At 59.9% G+C, this 17,746-nt stretch carries 15 protein-coding genes; all 15 read left to right on the plus strand.

Going from position 1 to position 17,746, the window contains the following annotated elements:
* Window positions 1-373 precede the first annotated feature (373 nt).
* The 15 genes from BLU71_RS00105 (at window position 374) to BLU71_RS00170 (ending at window position 17,744) form a co-directional block, all read left to right on the plus strand.
* Window positions 374-1,486: an acyltransferase family protein gene (locus BLU71_RS00105; protein WP_156889200.1), complete on the plus strand. Its 1,113-nt coding sequence runs from the start codon at window positions 374-376 to the stop codon at window positions 1,484-1,486.
* A gap of 5 nt (window positions 1,487-1,491) precedes the next feature.
* Window positions 1,492-2,580, plus strand: a complete 1,089-nt coding sequence (locus BLU71_RS00110) for an acyltransferase family protein (protein WP_231982452.1) — start codon at window positions 1,492-1,494, stop codon at window positions 2,578-2,580.
* A gap of 77 nt (window positions 2,581-2,657) precedes the next feature.
* A complete protein-coding gene (locus BLU71_RS00115; RefSeq protein WP_064364285.1) occupies window positions 2,658-4,280 on the plus strand; it encodes a methyl-accepting chemotaxis protein in 1,623 nt (540 codons plus the stop codon).
* On the plus strand, window positions 4,280-4,816 hold the full coding sequence (locus BLU71_RS00120) for a chemotaxis protein CheW (protein ID WP_064364284.1): 537 nt from the start codon (window positions 4,280-4,282) through the stop codon (window positions 4,814-4,816). Before BLU71_RS00115 ends, BLU71_RS00120 begins: the two co-directional genes overlap by 1 nt.
* Window positions 4,813-6,081 carry a CheR family methyltransferase gene (locus BLU71_RS00125; RefSeq protein WP_083352015.1) on the plus strand — a complete coding sequence of 423 codons (1,269 nt, stop codon included), beginning with the start codon at window positions 4,813-4,815 and terminating at the stop codon, window positions 6,079-6,081. Before BLU71_RS00120 ends, BLU71_RS00125 begins: the two co-directional genes overlap by 4 nt.
* Window positions 6,081-6,764, plus strand: coding sequence for a chemotaxis protein CheW (locus BLU71_RS00130; RefSeq protein WP_042606943.1), 684 nt, complete (start codon window positions 6,081-6,083; stop codon window positions 6,762-6,764). The genes BLU71_RS00125 and BLU71_RS00130 overlap by 1 nt, the downstream gene beginning before the upstream one ends.
* On the plus strand, window positions 6,761-9,031 hold the full coding sequence (locus BLU71_RS00135; RefSeq protein WP_083352016.1) for a hybrid sensor histidine kinase/response regulator: 2,271 nt from the start codon (window positions 6,761-6,763) through the stop codon (window positions 9,029-9,031). Before BLU71_RS00130 ends, BLU71_RS00135 begins: the two co-directional genes overlap by 4 nt.
* Window positions 9,028-10,038 carry a chemotaxis response regulator protein-glutamate methylesterase gene (locus tag BLU71_RS00140; protein ID WP_042606945.1) on the plus strand — a complete coding sequence of 337 codons (1,011 nt, stop codon included), beginning with the start codon at window positions 9,028-9,030 and terminating at the stop codon, window positions 10,036-10,038. Before BLU71_RS00135 ends, BLU71_RS00140 begins: the two co-directional genes overlap by 4 nt.
* A gap of 48 nt (window positions 10,039-10,086) precedes the next feature.
* Window positions 10,087-11,088, plus strand: a complete 1,002-nt coding sequence (locus BLU71_RS00145; RefSeq protein WP_083352017.1) for a response regulator — start codon at window positions 10,087-10,089, stop codon at window positions 11,086-11,088.
* A gap of 307 nt (window positions 11,089-11,395) precedes the next feature.
* Window positions 11,396-12,491 (plus strand): peptide chain release factor 2 gene (gene prfB, locus BLU71_RS27180; RefSeq protein ID WP_116658289.1). Its coding sequence is split into 2 segments (ribosomal slippage): window positions 11,396-11,467 and window positions 11,469-12,491, totalling 1,095 coding nucleotides; the frame shifts between segments, so codons are not numbered across the junction.
* A 114-nt stretch (window positions 12,492-12,605) separates the two neighbouring features.
* On the plus strand, window positions 12,606-14,108 hold the full coding sequence (lysS, locus tag BLU71_RS00150; RefSeq protein ID WP_042606948.1) for a lysine--tRNA ligase: 1,503 nt from the start codon (window positions 12,606-12,608) through the stop codon (window positions 14,106-14,108).
* Window positions 14,109-14,213: 105 nt separating this feature from the next.
* Window positions 14,214-14,927: a TetR/AcrR family transcriptional regulator gene (locus tag BLU71_RS00155; RefSeq protein ID WP_039762412.1), complete on the plus strand. Its 714-nt coding sequence runs from the start codon at window positions 14,214-14,216 to the stop codon at window positions 14,925-14,927.
* A 184-nt stretch (window positions 14,928-15,111) separates the two neighbouring features.
* A complete protein-coding gene (locus BLU71_RS00160) occupies window positions 15,112-16,362 on the plus strand; it encodes a flavohemoglobin expression-modulating QEGLA motif protein (protein WP_166554750.1) in 1,251 nt (416 codons plus the stop codon).
* Window positions 16,363-16,512: 150 nt separating this feature from the next.
* On the plus strand, window positions 16,513-17,418 hold the full coding sequence (locus BLU71_RS00165) for an alpha/beta hydrolase (RefSeq protein WP_064364278.1): 906 nt from the start codon (window positions 16,513-16,515) through the stop codon (window positions 17,416-17,418).
* Window positions 17,415-17,744, plus strand: coding sequence for a hypothetical protein (locus tag BLU71_RS00170; protein WP_064364277.1), 330 nt, complete (start codon window positions 17,415-17,417; stop codon window positions 17,742-17,744). The genes BLU71_RS00165 and BLU71_RS00170 overlap by 4 nt, the downstream gene beginning before the upstream one ends.
* Window positions 17,745-17,746: the final 2 nt, after the last annotated feature.

Raw genomic sequence — 17,746 nt, forward strand, 5'->3', positions numbered from 1 at the left:
CTGCGGATGCTCCGCTCTTCGCGGAACCTGACCGAGCCTGACGAATGACATAGGTTGTTTGCAGTGCGAAGTGTCGCAGATAGCCCATTGCTCAACGGCCCGCGGCAAGAGTTGAAGTCAACCATGGTTGTGAGCGCCTCTTCAAAGCGCAAGCAACATCTGGAAGCACACTTGAGCGCAGAGCAGAGAAATTTTCGATCCAGGCTGAAGGCTCGAGGTCCGGGTAACCCTTGTTTGGAGACCGAACATCAATACGAGTGGGTTAACCCGATCGCTTACTCAAGCGGGGCCACGTTTCGGATTGTTATTGCAGTGAGATCAACGCAATTAATAAACATATAACTCCTAGTCATTTGTTCAACGGAGCAGGTCATTGAAAAAGGATATTTCAAGCAGAATGGTCAGCAGTCATCGTTTGATTTACCTCGATTCGCTCAGGGCCCTGGCGGCGCTGACAGTCATGGGCTCTCACTATATTGAAAGAACGCCACTACTCAGCTGGGTGGTATTCGATTATTTTCGGCCGGGGCAGTTCGGCGTCGTGGTTTTTTTTATGGTCAGCGGTTTCGTAATTCCGTTCAGTTTCAAGGATTATCCCGGAAAGAACCGGCGGTTCATGATTTCAAGGTTTTTCAGGTTGTACCCTGCCTATTGGCTCTCAGTAATATTGGCCTGCTTTGCTATTGTTTTTTTTATTTCGGGGGAGCTTGAAGAGAGCAGGGTATTGGCAAACATCACCATGTTTCAGGCAGTGTTAGGGTACGCCAACTTGTTTGGTGTGTATTGGACCTTATTTGTCGAGCTGGTTTTCTATGGTCTTTGTATTGCGCTGAGTCTAGTCGGAATGCTGGGGTGCGTGAAAACACGCTTCTGGCTGGCAATATCACTCCTGTTGCTTGCGCTGACCGGAGCGGCGGCACGACATTATTATTCCGTTTCTGCCCCTGTTGGAATCCTGTCATCGCTTTCATTGATGTTGTTTGGAGGGATATGGCGCAACTATCAAATCGATCGAAATCCGTCGGGAAAGAAATACAGCGTGATCTGGATCGCTATGTTTGTTACCACATTTCCGATCATCGCACTGCTGGCTTACGATATCGATCAAGGGCTGCAAGAAAGTGCCTGGAATTTTACCGGTAGTTATTTTGCTGCGCTGGCGTTCTTTGTGATGGCTACCACGGTGTTGAAACTGGAAAGCCGGGTGCTCGCTTTTCTAGGGACGATCAGCTATTCAGTCTATCTGATCCATCCGTTCTTCCTGGAGTTGGCTGACTCGAAGGTGCATCTGCAGAACGGTTTCAATGCTCCTGTTTTTGTTATTTATTGTCTGAGCACGCTTGTCTTCTCATCACTTTGTTATTTCTTGATAGAGAAGCGCTCGATTCGATTGGGCCAGCATATCAATGCAATTCTCGATGCGCGATTGACGAACAGCAAAGCGGCCGGCGCAGCGAAGGCATCATCGATCGAAGCGGGAGTCTGAGATCCTTGAAAATCTTACCCTTTGCTAATGACGGGGCAGGAAGTCCGGTAGATCGACTGACGCATCTGGATGCCTTGAGAGGCATCGCTGCAATGTTCGTGGTGGTAGCACACTTCATCGAACGAACCCCGCTCAGGGACTCTTTCTTCTTTGCTCATGTGAACTTGGGGCAGGTAGGGGTGGTGATCTTCTTCGTGATCAGCGGGATGGTCATTCCTTATAGTTTGAAACAGGGCCGGCATGCGCTGGCGGTTTTCGCCGTTTCCCGGTTTTTCAGACTCTATCCGGCGTATTGGTTCTCCATAGCTCTGGCGGTTGCGAGTTCGGACTGGTTTTTGTCGACGCCCGTACCGCTCTCCACAGTATTGATCAACATGACGATGCTGCAGGCCGCTGTGCAAACACCGGATCTGTTCGGCGTGTATTGGACTCTGATCATCGAGATGTTTTTCTACGTGGCTTGCGCGGCGTTATTCAGCGTCGGCCTCCTGGGTAAAGCCTGGGTGCGACTCAGCGCGGCAATCGGGTTGCTGGCAGTGACGCTGATCTTTGCGATCACCAGGTTCTATCTGGCCAAAAAGATCCCCGTGGCGCTGCCGTTGTGCCTCTCAATCATGTTTTTCGGCAGTCTGTGGCGGGATGTCAGCCTGGGCCTGGCGCATGGGCAAGCTCACCGATACGTCGCTGTCTGGTTGGCATTATTCGCGTGTTTGCTTCCGATTATCTGCCTGCTGGCTTACAGCGCCGATCAGGGCTACAAGGAAAATCCGCTGGTTTATATGACCAGTTATCTGATCGGTATGGCCATTGCCCTTGTGGTGACGTTGTTCCTGCGCAAAAGCATCAACAGCCTGACGTTCCTGGGCACGATCAGTTATTCGATGTATCTGATACACCCGTTCTTTCTGGAGTGGGCGGCGTATGCGACAGACCTGCAGGCACAATTCGATGTTGTGGTTTTTCTGAGCTACTTGCTGGCGACGCTGGTAATGGCCAGTGTCGTTTATGCATTGCTGGAAAAACCAGGTATTGGCTTGGCCAAGGCGATCAATTCGAAATTGCAGCGCGGCGCCAGCAAAAGAGCGCAGGCCTGAGGATCGAGAGCGTCTTATAAATGAAACACCGCCCTCGGCTATACTCCCCGCATTTCGATCAGGCACGAGGATTCACTGTGAAGAACTGGACGTTGCGCCAACGCATCTTGGCGAGCTTTGCGGTGATTATCGCCATCATGCTGTTGATGGTGGTGCTGTCCTACTCGCGGTTGCTGAAAATCGAGGCCAGTGAAAACAGCGTGCGCGACGATGCCATCCCCGGCGTCTACTACAGCTCGATGATTCGCGGCGCGTGGGTCGACAGTTATTTGCAGACCCAAGAGCTGCTCGGCCTCAAGGAAGGCCAGGGCATTTCCAGCGAAGATGCGGCGGACTACAAGGCATTCGAGGCGCGTCTGCAAGAGCAGATGGCCAACTATCGTAAAACCATGGCTACCGACGAAGACCGTTCCGAGTTCGCCCTGTTCGAGAAATATCACGATACCTACATCGAGATTCAAAACGCTGTACTGGACCTGCGCAGTCGTAATCTTGAAGCGGATGCGGTCAAGTTATTCAACGAAAAACTGACTCCGGCCTGGTACACCGGGCGCATGAAACTCAACGACATCATTGGCGAAAACAAAGTCGTCGCTGATACCGCCATGGCCAACATCGACGACGCGGTGGCGACGGCCAAAGTCAGCATGGTCATTTCCCTGCTGGTCGCGGTGCTGGCCGCCGGCCTCTGTGGGCTGCTGTTGATGCGCGCAATCATGGCGCCGATGAACAGGATCGTGACCATCCTCGACATCATGCGCACCGGCGACCTGAGCTCGCGCCTGAACCTCGATCGCAAGGACGAGTTCGGCGCGGTCGAAACCGGCTTCAACGACATGATGACCGAGCTGACGTCGCTGGTCTCCCAGGCGCAGCGCTCTTCGGTGCAGGTGACCACCTCGGTAACCGAGATCGCCGCCACCTCCAAGCAGCAACAGGCGACCGCTACCGAAACCGCAGCGACCACCACCGAAATCGGCGCGACCTCTCGCGAGATCGCCGCGACCTCGCGGGATCTGGTGCGCACCATGACCGAAGTGTCCACAGCTGCCGATCAGGCCTCGGTGCTCGCCGGTTCCGGCCAGCAAGGCCTGGCGCGCATGGAAGACACCATGCACTCGGTAATGGGCGCGGCCGATCTGGTCAACGCCAAACTGGCGATCCTCAACGAGAAGGCCGGCAACATCAATCAGGTGGTGGTGACCATCGTCAAAGTGGCCGATCAGACCAACCTGCTGTCGCTCAATGCGGCGATCGAAGCCGAGAAGGCGGGCGAGTACGGCCGCGGTTTCGCCGTGGTCGCTACCGAAGTCCGGCGTCTGGCGGATCAGACCGCCGTGGCCACTTATGACATCGAGCAAATGGTCCGCGAGATCCAGTCGGCGGTGTCGGCCGGGGTGATGGGCATGGACAAGTTTTCCGAAGAAGTGCGCCGTGGCATGTCCGAAGTGCAGCAGGTCGGCGAGCAGCTGTCGCAGATCATCCATCAGGTGCAGGCGCTGGCCCCGCGAGTGTTGATGGTCAATGAGGGCATGCAGGCCCAGGCGACCGGCGCCGAACAAATCAACCACGCGCTGGTGCAGTTGGGCGATGCCAGCAGCCAGACCGTCGAATCGCTGCGTCAGGCCAGTTTCGCCATCGACGAACTGAGCCAGGTGGCCGTCGGCCTGCGCAGCGGCGTTTCGCGATTCAAAGTCTGATGAGCGAAATCATCGCCAAGCGTGGCGCCGCGCCAGTGGCGAAACCGGCGCTGTTCCTGCTGTTTCGCATCGGCAGCGAACGCTATGCCCTGCGCGCCACCGAAGTGGCCGAAGTGCTGCCGCGCCTGCCGTTGAAACCGATTGCCCGCGCGCCGCATTGGGTGGCCGGGGTGGTCGCCTATCGCGGCGCGGTGGTGCCGGTGATCGATCTCAGCGCGCTGACATTTGGCCAGCCCGCCGAGGCGCGCACCAGCACGCGGCTGGTGCTGGTCAATTATCAGCCGGATGACTCGCAGCCCGCGCAATGGCTTGGGCTGATTCTCGAACAGGCCACCGACACACTGCGCTGTCATCCGCAAGATTTTCAGCCCTACGGCCTCGACAACCGCGAGGCGCCGTACCTCGGCCCGGTGCGCGAAGATGCGCAGGGATTGCTGCAATGGGTGCGGGTCAATGACTTGCTCGATGACGCCGTGCGCAGTTTGCTGTTCCCCGATCCGCCGCGCGATCCGGCGCAGCTTGAGGCGCTGCCATGAGTGGTGATCAGCGCTTTTTTGATTTCCTCAAGGAACGCATCGGCCTCGATGTCGCCTCGGTGGGCGCGGCGATCATCGAACGTGCCGTACGCCAGCGCACCACACTTTCCCAGGCCGCCCACGCCGACGAATATTGGCAATTGTTGCAAGGCTCGCGGGATGAACAGCAGGCGCTGATCGAAGCGGTGATCGTCCCGGAGACGTGGTTTTTCCGCTACCCGGAATCCTTCGCCACGTTAGGCAAACTGGCGCGAGCTCGGCTTAAAGAACTCAACAACATGCGCGCGTTGCGCATCCTCAGCCTGCCGTGCTCCACGGGCGAAGAACCCTATTCGATTGCGATGGCCTTGCTTGATGCCGGATTGCAGCCGCATCAATTCAAGGTCGATGGCATGGACATCAGTCCGCTCTCGGTGGAAAAGGCGCGGCGTGCGTTGTATGGCAAGAATTCGTTTCGCGGTCAGGATCTGGAATACCGCGAACGACATTTTTTTGCCGAGCAGGACGGCCACCGGGTCAACGAATACGTTCGCGAACAAGTGCGCTGGCAAGTCGGCAATGTGCTCGATCCGACGCTGTTGGCGAACGAGCCTGCCTTCGATTTCGTGTTCTGCCGCAATTTGCTGATCTACTTCGACCAACCGACCCAGAAGCAGGTGTTCGAAGTGCTCAAGCGCCTGACCCATGTCGACGGCGTGCTGTTTATCGGCCCGGCGGAGGGCAGTCTGCTCGGGCGCTTGGGCATGCGCTCGATCGGTATCGCGCAGTCGTTCGCTTTCAGCCGTCACAGTGAGCCGCACCCCGAACCGCTGCCGACGCCTCAACCGCTCGCCGTGCCGGTCAGCCAACCACTGCGCAGCACCCCGCCGGCACCAGTGCGCAGCCGTCCGTTTGCCGCCGTGACCGCTTTGCCAGTGACGAAAAAAACCGCCGACCCGGACGCCGCGACATTGCTGGCGCAGATTGCTGCACTGGCCAACGAAGGCAAAAGCGCCGAGGCCCGTGCCGCGTGCGAACAGTATCTGCGCAGTCATGAACCGGTGGCGCAGGTGTTCTACTGGCTCGGCCTGCTCAGCGATGTCGCCGGGCTGAGCCTCGAAGCCCAGGGTTATTACCGCAAGGCTTTGTATCTCGAACCGCAACACCCCGAAGCACTGATGCACCTGGCCGCGTTGCTCCAGGCCCAGGGCGACTCGGTGGGTGCCCGACGATTGCAGGAGCGCGCCGCCCGCAGCGGGCGCACCGCCGACAGTGAGCGTAAATGATGAGCGCGTCCGACACCTTGAACGTTACCCACGAAGACGCCCGCGCCATCGACGATTGCTGGAACCGCATCGGCATTCATGGCGACAAGTCCTGCCCGTTGCTGGAAGAGCACATCCATTGCCGCAACTGCTCGGTGTATTCCGCCGCCGCCACGCGCCTGCTCGACCGCTATTCGTTGCAGCAGGACCAGCGCGACGCGGTGGTCAGCAAAGTCGAAACCGACGTCAAGACCCGCTCTTTGCTGATGTTCCGTCTCGGCGAGGAATGGCTTGGACTGGCGACGCGCAGCCTCGTTGAAGTCGCGCCGCTGCAGGCGATTCATTCGCTGCCGCACCAGCGCTCGCGCGCCCTGCTCGGCGTGGCCAACGTGCGTGGCGCACTGGTCGCGTGCCTGTCGCTTGTGGAATTGCTTGACCTTGACGGCAGCGTTGCGCCGGTCGGCGGCGGACGAGTCATGCCGCGCATGCTGATCATCGCCGCACACGGCGGGCCAGTGGTGGTGCCAGTGGATGAGGTGGACGGCATCCATGCCATCGACGAACGTATCCTTGATGCCGCGTCGCAGTCCGGTGCGCAGACCAGTGCCAGGTACACCCGTGGCGTTCTGCAATATCGCGGTCGCAGCCTGCGCTGGCTGGACGAAGAACAGCTGTTGTCTGCCGTGACCCGGAGCCTGACATGACCCCCGAGCAAATGCGCGACGCCTCTCTGCTCGAACTGTTCAGCCTCGAAGCCGAGGCCCAGACCCAAGTGCTCAGCGCCGGACTGCTCGCGCTGGAGCGCAATCCGACCCAGGCCGATCAACTGGAGTCGTGCATGCGCGCGGCGCACTCGCTCAAAGGCGCGGCGCGCATCGTCGGCATCGACAGCGGCGTCAGCGTCGCCCACGTCATGGAGGATTGCCTGGTCAGCGCGCAGGAAGGCCGTTTGTTACTGCGCCCCGAGCACATCGACGCGCTGCTACAGGGCACCGACCTGCTGATGCGCATCGCCACCCCGGCCAACGCGCCGCAATCGACTGACATTGAAGCCTACGTGGTGTTGATGGGGCGTTTGCTCGATCCGTCGGCAGCAGCCGCTGTAGTTGCTTCGCCGCCGATGGCCGATTTGCAGATCGAGCCAGCGCCAATGGTGTCGGCGCCGATTATTGACGAGCTCGCCGAGCCGACACCGCGCAAAAACAAACGCACCACCGAAGGCGGCGAGCGCGTTTTGCGCGTCACCGCCGAGCGCCTGAACAGCCTGCTCGATTTGTCGAGCAAATCGCTGGTGGAAACCCAGCGGCTGAAACCGCATCTGGCGACCATGCAGCGTCTCAAGCGCATGCAGAACAACGGCCTGCGCGCGCTGGAAAATCTCAACGTTCACCTGAAGGAGCACGCGCTGAGTCTGGAAGCGCTCGAATCGCTGGAAGATGCGCGACGCCTGCTCGCCGAGTCGCAGCAACTGCTCAGCGAGAAAAACGCCGAACTCGACGAGTTCGCCTGGCAAGCCAGCCAGCGTGCACAAGTGCTCTACGACACCGCGCTGGCCTGCCGCATGCGCCCCTTCGCCGACGTGCTGAGCGGGCAGGCACGCATGGTTCGCGACCTCGGTCGCAGCCTCGGCAAACAAGTGCGCCTGGAGATCGAAGGCGAGAAAACCCAGGTCGATCGCGACGTGCTGGAAAAGCTCGAAGCGCCGCTCACGCATCTGCTGCGCAACGCCGTCGATCACGGCATCGAAACCCCGGAACAACGCCTGCTCAAGGGCAAGCCCGAAGAAGGCCTGATCCGTCTGCGCGCCTCCCATCAGGCCGGTTTGCTGGTGCTGGAATTGAGCGATGATGGCAATGGTGTCGATCTGGAGAAAGTCCGCCGCAGCATCATCGAACGGCAGTTATCCCCAGCCGAAACTGCAGCGCAACTGAGCGAAGAAGAACTGCTGACCTTCCTGTTTCTGCCCGGTTTCAGCCTGCGCGACAAGGTCACCGAAGTGTCCGGCCGTGGCGTCGGTCTGGACGCTGTTCAGCACATGGTTCGCCAATTGCGCGGGGCCGTGGTGCTGGAACAGACGACGGGCGAGGGCAGTCGTTTCCACCTGGAGGTGCCGCTGACGCTGTCGGTGGTGCGCAGCCTTGTGGTCGAGGTCGGCGAAGAGGCCTATGCGTTCCCGCTGGCGCACATCGAACGCATGTGCGACCTGGCCCCCGAAGACATCGTGCAGGTCGAAGGCCGTCAGCACTTCTGGCACGAGGGCCGCCATGTCGGCCTGGTGGCGGCGAGTCAGTTGCTCAATCGCCCGGCCAGCCAGAACGCCGGCGCTACCCTCAAAGTCGTGGTGATCCGCGAGCGCGAGGCAATCTACGGCGTGGCGGTCGAGCGTTTCGTCGGTGAGCGCACGCTGGTGGTGCTGCCGCTGGATGAGCGCCTGGGCAAGGTTCAGGACATCTCCGCCGGGGCCTTGCTCGATGATGGTTCGGTGGTGCTGATCGTCGATGTCGAAGACATGCTGCGGTCGGTGGACAAACTGCTCAATACCGGGCGCCTGGAACGCATCGCTCGCCACGGCAACCAGGCTGCCGAAGCGGCGCGCAAACGGGTGCTGGTGGTCGATGATTCGCTGACTGTGCGCGAGCTGCAACGCAAACTGCTGCTCAATCGCGGCTACGACGTCGCGGTGGCGGTGGACGGCATGGACGGCTGGAACGCGCTGCGTTCGGAGAACTTCGATCTGCTGATCACCGACATCGACATGCCGCGCATGGACGGCATCGAGCTGGTCACCCTGTTGCGCCGCGACAACCGTCTGCAATCGCTGCCGGTGATGGTCGTGTCGTACAAGGATCGCGAAGAAGACCGCCGCCGTGGACTGGACGCCGGCGCCGACTATTATCTAGCCAAAGCCAGTTTTCATGACGACGCCCTGCTCGATGCAGTGGTCGAGCTCATTGGAGGAGCGCGGGCATGAGGATCGCAATCGTCAACGACATGCCCCTGGCGGTGGAGGCCTTGCGCCGAGCACTGGCCTTCGAGCCGGCGCATCAGGTGATCTGGGTCGCCAGCAACGGTGCCGAGGCGGTGCAACGCTGCGCCGAATACACCCCCGACCTGATTCTGATGGACCTGATCATGCCGATCATGGACGGCGTCGAAGCCACGCGGCGGATCATGGCCGAGACCCCGTGCGCGATTGTCATCGTCACCGTCGACCGCCAGCAGAACGTGCACCGCGTGTTCGAGGCCATGGGCCACGGCGCGCTGGACGTGGTCGACACTCCGGCGATCGGCGCCGGCAATGCCCAGGAAGCGGCGGCACCGTTGCTGCGCAAGATCCTCAACATCGGCTGGCTGATCGGCGACAAGGCGCCACGTTCGCGCCCGGCGCCGAGTTCGCCGCGCAGTTCGCCGTCACGCCAGCGGCTGGTGGCGATCGGTTCTTCTGCGGGTGGGCCGGCGGCGCTGGAGGTTTTGCTCAAAGGCCTGCCGAAGGATTTTTCCGCGGCGATCGTACTGGTGCAGCATGTCGATCAGGTGTTTGCCGCCGGCATGGCCGAATGGCTGGCCAGCGCCAGCGGTCTCGATGTGCGTCTGGCCCGTGAAGGCGAGCCGCCGCAAAGTGGCGCGGTGTTGCTGGCCGGGACCAATCACCATATTCGCTTGTTGAAAAACGGCACGCTGGCCTACACCGCCGAACCCGTCAACGAGATCTATCGCCCTTCGATCGACGTGTTTTTCGAGAGCGTGGCCAGTTACTGGAACGGTGACGCGATCGGGGTTTTATTGACCGGGATGGGGCGCGATGGTGCGCAAGGGCTTAAGCTCATGCGCCAGCAGGGTTATTTGACCATCGCTCAGGATCAGCACAGCAGTGCGGTGTACGGCATGCCCAAGGCTGCCGCGGCGATCGATGCCGCGGTGGAAATTCGCCCGCTGGAAAAGATAGCGCCACGATTGCTGGAGATTTTCCCCAAATGAACAGGTTGATCGGCAATCCAGGCCCCCGCAGTACTCAGGTGACCGCTCATGAATGATTTACAGATCGACGACATTAAAACCGACGAGAACGCCGCCATGGTGTTGTTGGTGGATGATCAGGCGATGATCGGCGAAGCGGTGCGCCGTGGGCTGTCGGATCAGGAAAACATCGACTTCCACTTCTGCTCCGACCCGCAGCAGGCCGTTGCCCAGGCGGTGCGGATCAAACCGACGGTGATCCTCCAGGACCTGGTGATGCCCGGCCTCGATGGCCTGAGCCTGGTGCGCGAATACCGCAATCACCCGGCGACCAAGGACATTCCGATCATCGTCCTCTCGACCAAGGAAGATCCGCTGATCAAGAGCGCGGCGTTCTCTGCTGGCGCCAACGACTATCTGGTGAAACTGCCGGACACCATCGAACTGGTCGCGCGCATTCGCTATCACTCGCGCTCGTACATGACGCTGCTGCAACGCGATGCGGCCTACCGTGCGTTGCGGGTCAGCCAGCAGCAATTGCTCGACACCAATCTGGTGCTGCAACGGCTGATGAACTCCGACGGCCTGACCGGGCTGTCCAACCGCCGTCACTTCGACGAGTACCTGGAACTGGAGTGGCGCCGTTCGCTGCGCGATCAGACGCAGCTGTCATTGCTGATGATCGACGTCGATTACTTCAAGTCGTACAACGACAGTTTTGGCCACGTAGAAGGCGACGAAGCGTTGCGCAAGGTCGCGACGGCGATCCGCGAGGCCAGCGCGCGACCGTCGGACCTGCCGGCGCGTTATGGCGGCGAAGAGTTTGTGCTGGTCCTGCCGAACACCTCGCCGGGCGGCGCGCGGCTGTTGGCCGAGAAGCTGCGCCAGACCGTGGCGGCGCTGAAGATCCCGCATAACACCCCGGCCGAGGGCTCCAGTCTGACCATCAGCATCGGTCTGGCGACCATGGTGCCGCAGCCAGGAAGTGATTGCCGGTTGCTGATTTCGGCAGCGGATCGTGGGTTGTATCTGGCGAAGAACAATGGCCGTAATCAGGTCGGGATCGAATAACGCCCATTGCCCTCACCCCAGCCCTCTCCCAGAGGGAGAGGGCTGGGGTGAGGCGTCTCGGGTCAGACAGCGACCTGAAAGAATGTGGCGATTATGGATTTGCAGTCTTGGCGATTACGGATTCGGCAAAGCCCTTTCAGATCGGCGTAGCTCCCGAATATCCCCCGATCGGTCCCCTCTCCCTCCGGGAGAGGGCTAGGGTGAGGGCAGCAATCTCGGCCCATTCACCGCCAGACGGGCTGCCGCGACAGCCTGTTTACGTTATACTCGCCGGCTTTCAAAAGTTCGCCAACGAGTGCTGCCCGTCATGGAAATCAACCCGATCCTGAACACCATCAAGGACCTGTCCGAGCGCTCCGAAACTATTCGGGGGTATCTTTGACTACGATCAAAAGCATGAGCGTCTGACCGAAGTCAATCGCGAGCTTGAAGATCCGAGTGTCTGGAACAAACCTGAATACGCCCAGGAGCTGGGCCGCGAGCGTGCCGCGCTGGCGCAGATCGTCGACACCCTCGACGAACTGAACGGTGGTCTGGCTGATTGCCGCGACCTGCTGGAAATGGCCGTCGAAGAAAACGACGAAGGCGCAGTGGGCGATGTCGTCGCCGAGCTGGCCCGTCTCGAGGAAAATCTGGCCAAGCTGGAATTCCGCCGCATGTTCAGCCATGAAATGGACCCGAACAACGCCTACCTGGACATCCAGGCCGGGTCCGGCGGTACCGAAGCGCAGGACTGGGCCAACATCCTCCTGCGCATGTACCTGCGCTGGGCTGACAAACGCGGTTTCGACGCCACCATCATGGAACTGTCCGCCGGTGAAGTCGCCGGGATCAAGGGCGCGACCGTGCACATCAAGGGCGAATATGCCTTTGGCTGGCTGCGTACCGAGATCGGCGTGCACCGTCTGGTGCGCAAGAGCCCGTTCGACTCCGGCAACCGTCGCCACACTTCGTTCTCCGCCGTTTTCGTCTCGCCAGAGATCGATGACAAGGTGGAAATCGAAATCAACCCGGCAGACCTGCGGATCGACACCTATCGTTCCTCCGGTGCCGGTGGTCAGCACGTAAACACCACCGACTCGGCCGTACGTATCACCCACGTACCGACCAACACCGTGGTCAGCTGCCAGAACGAGCGTTCCCAGCACGCCAACAAGGACACCGCGATGAAAATGCTGCGGGCCAAGTTGTACGAGCAGGAAATGCAGAAGCGCAACGCTGCCTCGCAAGCGCTGGAAGACACCAAGTCGGACATCGGCTGGGGTCACCAGATCCGCTCTTACGTGCTCGATGCCTCGCGGATCAAGGATCTGCGTACCAACATCGAACGCAGCGATTGCGACAAGGTGCTCGACGGCGATATCGACGAGTATCTGGAAGCCAGCCTGAAATCGGGCCTGTAACAGACGCCAAAACAGGATCGAGCGACTCGACTCGATCCCTGTAGGAGCCAGCCTGCTGGCGATCCCCGGGCCGCAGGGCCCGGGGGCAACGAACCTGATGGAATACTTAAAGACATGAGCGACCTACAACTCGACCCGCAAGCCCTGCAACAGGAAGAAAACTCCCTGATCGCCCTGCGCAAGGAAAAGCTTGCTGCCGAGCGCGCCAAGGGCAATGCCTTCCCGAACGACTTCCGCCGCGAAAACTACTGCGATGCCTTGCAGAAACAGTACGCGGACAAGACCAAGGAAGAGCTGGCAGAGGCTGCAATCCCGGTCAAGGTAGCCGGTCGCATCATGCTCAACCGTGGCTCGTTCATGGTGATCCAGGACATGACCGGGCGCATCCAGGTCTACGTCAACCGCAAGACTTTGCCTGAAGAAACCCTGGCCGCGGTGAAAACCTGGGACATGGGCGACATCATTGCTGCCGAAGGCACTCTGGCGCGTTCCGGCAAGGGTGACCTGTACGTTGAAATGACCAGCGTGCGACTGCTGACCAAGTCGCTGCGCCCGCTGCCGGACAAGCACCACGGCCTGACCGACACCGAACAACGCTACCGTCAGCGCTATGTCGACCTGATCGTCAACGAAGACGTGCGCCAGACCTTCCGCGTCCGTTCGCAAGTGATCGCACACATCCGCAGCTTCCTGATGAAGCGCGACTTCCTCGAAGTCGAAACGCCGATGCTGCAGACCATTCCCGGCGGCGCCGCGGCCAAGCCGTTCGAAACCCACCACAATGCGCTCGACCTGCCAATGTTCCTGCGTATCGCCCCAGAGCTGTATCTGAAGCGTCTGGTGGTTGGCGGTTTCGAGAAAGTGTTCGAGATCAACCGCAACTTCCGTAACGAAGGTGTTTCGACTCGTCACAACCCTGAATTCACCATGTTGGAGTTCTATCAGGCGTACGCCGATTACGAAGACAACATGGATCTCACTGAAGAACTGTTCCGCGAGCTGGCGCAGCTGGTTCTGGGCAGCACCGACGTGCCGTACGGCGACAAGGTGTTCCACTTCGGCGAACCGTTCGTGCGTCTGTCGGTGTTCGACTCGATCCTCAAGTACAACCCTGAGCTGACCGCCGATGATCTGAACGACATCGACAAGGCTCGCGCCATCGCCAAGAAGGCTGGCGCCAAGGTGCTGGGCTTCGAAGGTCTGGGCAAACTTCAGGTGATGATTTTCGAAGAACTGGTCGAGCACAAGCTGGAGCAGCCGCACTTCATCACTCAGTACCCGTTCGAAGTGTCGCCGCTGGCCCGTCGCAACGACGACAACCCGAACGTCACCGACCGTTTCGAGCTGTTCATCGGTGGTCGTGAAATCGCCAACGCCTACTCCGAGTTGAACGACGCGGAAGACCAGGCCGAGCGCTTCATGGCGCAGGTGGCCGACAAGGACGCCGGCGACGACGAAGCCATGCACTACGACGCCGACTTCGTCCGTGCGCTGGAGTACGGCATGCCGCCAACCGCCGGTGAAGGTATCGGCATCGATCGTCTGGTGATGTTGCTGACCAACTCGCCGTCGATCCGCGATGTGATCCTGTTCCCGCACATGCGACCGCAAGCGTAAACGTTTCAGTTGAAAAGCCGCCTAAAACAGGCGGCTTTTTATTGCCTGTCTGGTACAAATGTATCAATTGGTTAATTTGCAAATAGCAGAGGAAGTGCTGTCGTGATGGGTGCAATAGCTCAAGAAGGTGCAGCGGGTATCGCCACTGCGGTCGCTGAAAGTGTTCAGTACCAGGGCCGCAAGGCCAGCCGACAGGGCAGTGAGCAGCGTCGCCAGGACATTCTCGACGCAGCAATGCGCATTGTCGTGCGCGACGGCGTGCGTGCCGTGCGCCATCGTGCGGTCGCGGCGGAGGCGGGTGTGCCGCTGTCGGCGACCACGTATTACTTCAAGGATATCGATGACCTGCTCACCGATACCTTTGCCCAATACGTCGAACGCAGCGCGGCGTACATGGCCAAGTTGTGGGTCAACAACGAAGGTCTGTTGCGTGAGATGGTGGTCAGCGCCGACGGCAGCCCCGAATCGCGCTCGCAACTGGCCGATGACATTGCGCGGCTGATGGCCGATTACGTGCACCGGCAATTGATCAACCGCCGCGAGCATCTGATGGCTGAACAGGCATTCCGTCAGGAAGCGCTGCTCAACCCGCGTCTGGCCATTCTGGTGCGTTCGCATCAGCAGATTCTGCTGCAGGGTACTTGCCAGTTGTTCCAGGTATTGGGCTCGCGCGAACCGCAGCAGGATGCCAAGGTGTTGACGGCGATTATCGGGCGGATGGAATATCAGGGCCTGCTCAATGACGCCGAGCCCCTGGCCGAAGAGGACATGCTCGGGATTCTGACGCGGTATATGCACCTGGTGCTGGCATCGGTCTAGCGCTTGACGCTACACCTGTGGGAGCGAGCCTGCTCGCGAAAGCGCTCTGATATTCAACATCTCCGTTGTCTGACACAGTGCATTCGCGAGCAGGCTCGCTCCCACAAAGGCTTAAAGTCTGAGTTTCAGCACGTCACGTTTTCTACAGGAGTTTCGGGTGGACGATTACCAGCAGACGATACGCATGTTGTCCGATCGCATTGTGCTGGCGCAGACGCCGATCCGCGTGCTCGATGCGGTCAAGTGGGACGACAACGTGCGCAAGGGCTTCCTCAAGGCCAAAGGCAAGGAAATGCCGGCGGTGGATCGCGACTACTACCTCAACCGTCCGCTGTCATTCGATTCGAGCCAGGTCAAACTGGAATTCCAGAACATCGAGCGTGACATTACCCGTCAGCTCGGCCAGTTCAACCCGGTCGGGCAGATCATGCGGCGCATGTGCAAGGAATACCGCATGGTCGTGCGCATGCTCGAAGCGCGCGGCACCGAGGATTTCGGCCTGATCTCGCAAGAGCTGTACGGCGCGGCGTCCGATGCCTTCCACGCCGGTGACCCGACCCTGGCCGATCTTGGCCTGATGATGTCCGACTACCTGAACAACATCGACGGGCGCGGCGACCTCAAGGACGAGCCGAAAATCCTTACCGCCAAAGACGCCGTGCACCTGCTGCAAACCCGTTTGAACAAGGTATTCGGCGAGGCCGAGGAAACCATTCGCGTATTCGAGTCCGACGGCATCGTCGCCGACGCCGCAGCGGGCGCCGACTACATCAAGATCCGCACCGACGCGCTGTTCAACGACCGCGATGTGCGCGCACTGGAAGTCCACGAAGGCCTCGTGCACGTCGGCACCACGCTCAACGGTTTGAACCAGCCGATCTGCACGTTCCTGTCGAAAGGCCCGCCCTCGTCGACGGTAACGCAGGAAGGTCTGGCGATCCTGATGGAAATCATCACCTTCGCCTCCTACCCGAGTCGCCTGCGCAAACTGACCAACCGCACCCGTGCGATTCACATGGTCGAGGAGGGCGCGGACTTCTTGCAGATCTACGAATTCTTCCGCGAGCAGGGTTTCGAAATGGCCGAAAGCTACGGCAACGCCAGCCGGGTTTTCCGCGGCTCGACGCCGACCGGTCTGCCATTCACCAAAGACTTGTCCTACCTCAAGGGCTTCATCATGGTTTACAACTACATTCAGTTGGCCGTGCGCAAAGGCAAGCTTGAGCAGATTCCGCTGTTGTTCTGTGGCAAGACCACCCTGGAAGACATGCGTACCTTGCGGCAACTGGTGGATGAGGGGCTGGTGGTGCCGCCGAAGTATCTGCCGGACCAGTTCCGGGACTTGAACGCGTTGTCGGCGTGGATGTGTTTCTCCAACTTCCTCAACCATTTGAGCCTGGACCGGATCGAAGCGGATTACTCCAATATCCTCTAGACCCAACGCACACCCCTGTAGGAGTGAGACTGCTCGCGATAGCGGTGTGTCAATCAACCGATATATCGACTGACACAATGCTATCGCGAGCAGGCTCACTCCTACAGGTTTGTTCTGCATTCCAACCTGAATTCTGCGAGGTTTCACCGGATGAGAATCCTCGGCATCCTTTGCCTGCTCTTGACCCTCGGTGGTTGCAGTTCGCTGCTGTTCTACCCCGAACCTGGCCAGATCTTTACCCCGGACAAAGCCAGACTCGAATACCGCACTGTCACCCTGACCACCGCCGACGGCCTGAAACTCAATGCCTGGTGGCTGCCGGCCAAACCCGGCGTCGAGGTCAAGGGCACGGTCCTGCATCTGCACGGCAACGGCGGTAATCTGCCAATGCATCTGGGCGGGAGCTGGTGGTTGCCCAAGAATGGCTATCAGGTGCTGCTGGTCGACTATCGCGGTTATGGATTGTCCGAGGGCAAGCCGAGCCTGCCGGCGATCTATCAGGACATCGACGCGGCGTTCGCCTGGCTCGACAACGCGCCCGAGGTCAAAGGCAAACCGTTGGTGCTGCTCGGACAAAGCCTGGGCGGCGCCATGTCGGTGCATTGGCTGGCGCAGCACCCGGAACGGCAAAAACAACTCAAGGCCCTGGTGCTGGATGGCGTGCCCGCCAGTTATCGCAGTGTCGGCCAGTTCGCCCTCAGCACTTCATGGCTGACCTGGCCGTTGCAGGTGCCGCTGTCGTGGCTGGTACCCGATGGCGACAGCGCAATCAACTCGATGGCGCAGCTGACTGGCGTGCCCAAGCTAATCTTCCACAGCATCGACGATCCGCTGGTGCCGATGGCCAACGGCATTCGCCTGTATCAGGCAGCGCCGCCGCCGCGCGTGTTGCAGCTGACTCGTGGCGGTCATGTGCAAACCTTCGGCGACCCGGTGTGGCGTCAGGTCATGCTGCGCTATCTCGACGATCCCCAACACTTCGACGGCCTGCGCCGACTCGGCGAAATCCCCAACTATCCGCCGCCTCCGAACAATGAAGATGAGACCCCGCAATGACTGAAGAACGCAACGCCATCCCGCTGATCATCACCGGTATCTGCAGCATCCTCGGCACCGTCGGAGCGCTGTGGTACTACGGCTATCTGCATTTCGCCAAGCCTGAGGATGCGTTGCTGCTGAACGAATTCACCATGCTCAAGACCGTACCGGGCGAGGACTACAAAGTCTCGCTGACCCCAGCGCCGCAAGTGGCGCAGTGTATTGATGGCGTGCTGGTGTTGTTCGATACCGAACAGAAAGGCCTGACCGGGGTGCTGGTCAACGCGCAGAAGAAAGCCGTGCGTTGCATGGGCGAAGAGACTCCGCAGCAGTTGGAACAGTGATT

The sequence above is a fragment of the Pseudomonas moraviensis genome (genome assembly GCF_900105805.1).
Classification (GTDB): Bacteria; Pseudomonadota; Gammaproteobacteria; order Pseudomonadales; family Pseudomonadaceae; genus Aquipseudomonas; species Aquipseudomonas moraviensis_A.

Coding starts and splice junctions, on each gene's coding strand:
- BLU71_RS00155 (WP_039762412.1), top strand. CDS start 14,214: ATGGGTGCAATAGCTCAAGAAGGTGCAGCGGGTATCGCCACTGCGGTC.
- BLU71_RS00140 (WP_042606945.1), top strand. CDS start 9,028: ATGAGGATCGCAATCGTCAACGACATGCCCCTGGCGGTGGAGGCCTTG.
- BLU71_RS00120 (WP_064364284.1), top strand. CDS start 4,280: ATGAGCGAAATCATCGCCAAGCGTGGCGCCGCGCCAGTGGCGAAACCG.
- BLU71_RS00145 (WP_083352017.1), top strand. CDS start 10,087: ATGAATGATTTACAGATCGACGACATTAAAACCGACGAGAACGCCGCC.
- BLU71_RS00160 (WP_166554750.1), top strand. CDS start 15,112: ATGTTGTCCGATCGCATTGTGCTGGCGCAGACGCCGATCCGCGTGCTC.
- lysS (WP_042606948.1), top strand. CDS start 12,606: ATGAGCGACCTACAACTCGACCCGCAAGCCCTGCAACAGGAAGAAAAC.
- BLU71_RS00165 (WP_064364278.1), top strand. CDS start 16,513: ATGAGAATCCTCGGCATCCTTTGCCTGCTCTTGACCCTCGGTGGTTGC.
- BLU71_RS00125 (WP_083352015.1), top strand. CDS start 4,813: ATGAGTGGTGATCAGCGCTTTTTTGATTTCCTCAAGGAACGCATCGGC.
- BLU71_RS00130 (WP_042606943.1), top strand. CDS start 6,081: ATGAGCGCGTCCGACACCTTGAACGTTACCCACGAAGACGCCCGCGCC.
- BLU71_RS00170 (WP_064364277.1), top strand. CDS start 17,415: ATGACTGAAGAACGCAACGCCATCCCGCTGATCATCACCGGTATCTGC.
- BLU71_RS00135 (WP_083352016.1), top strand. CDS start 6,761: ATGACCCCCGAGCAAATGCGCGACGCCTCTCTGCTCGAACTGTTCAGC.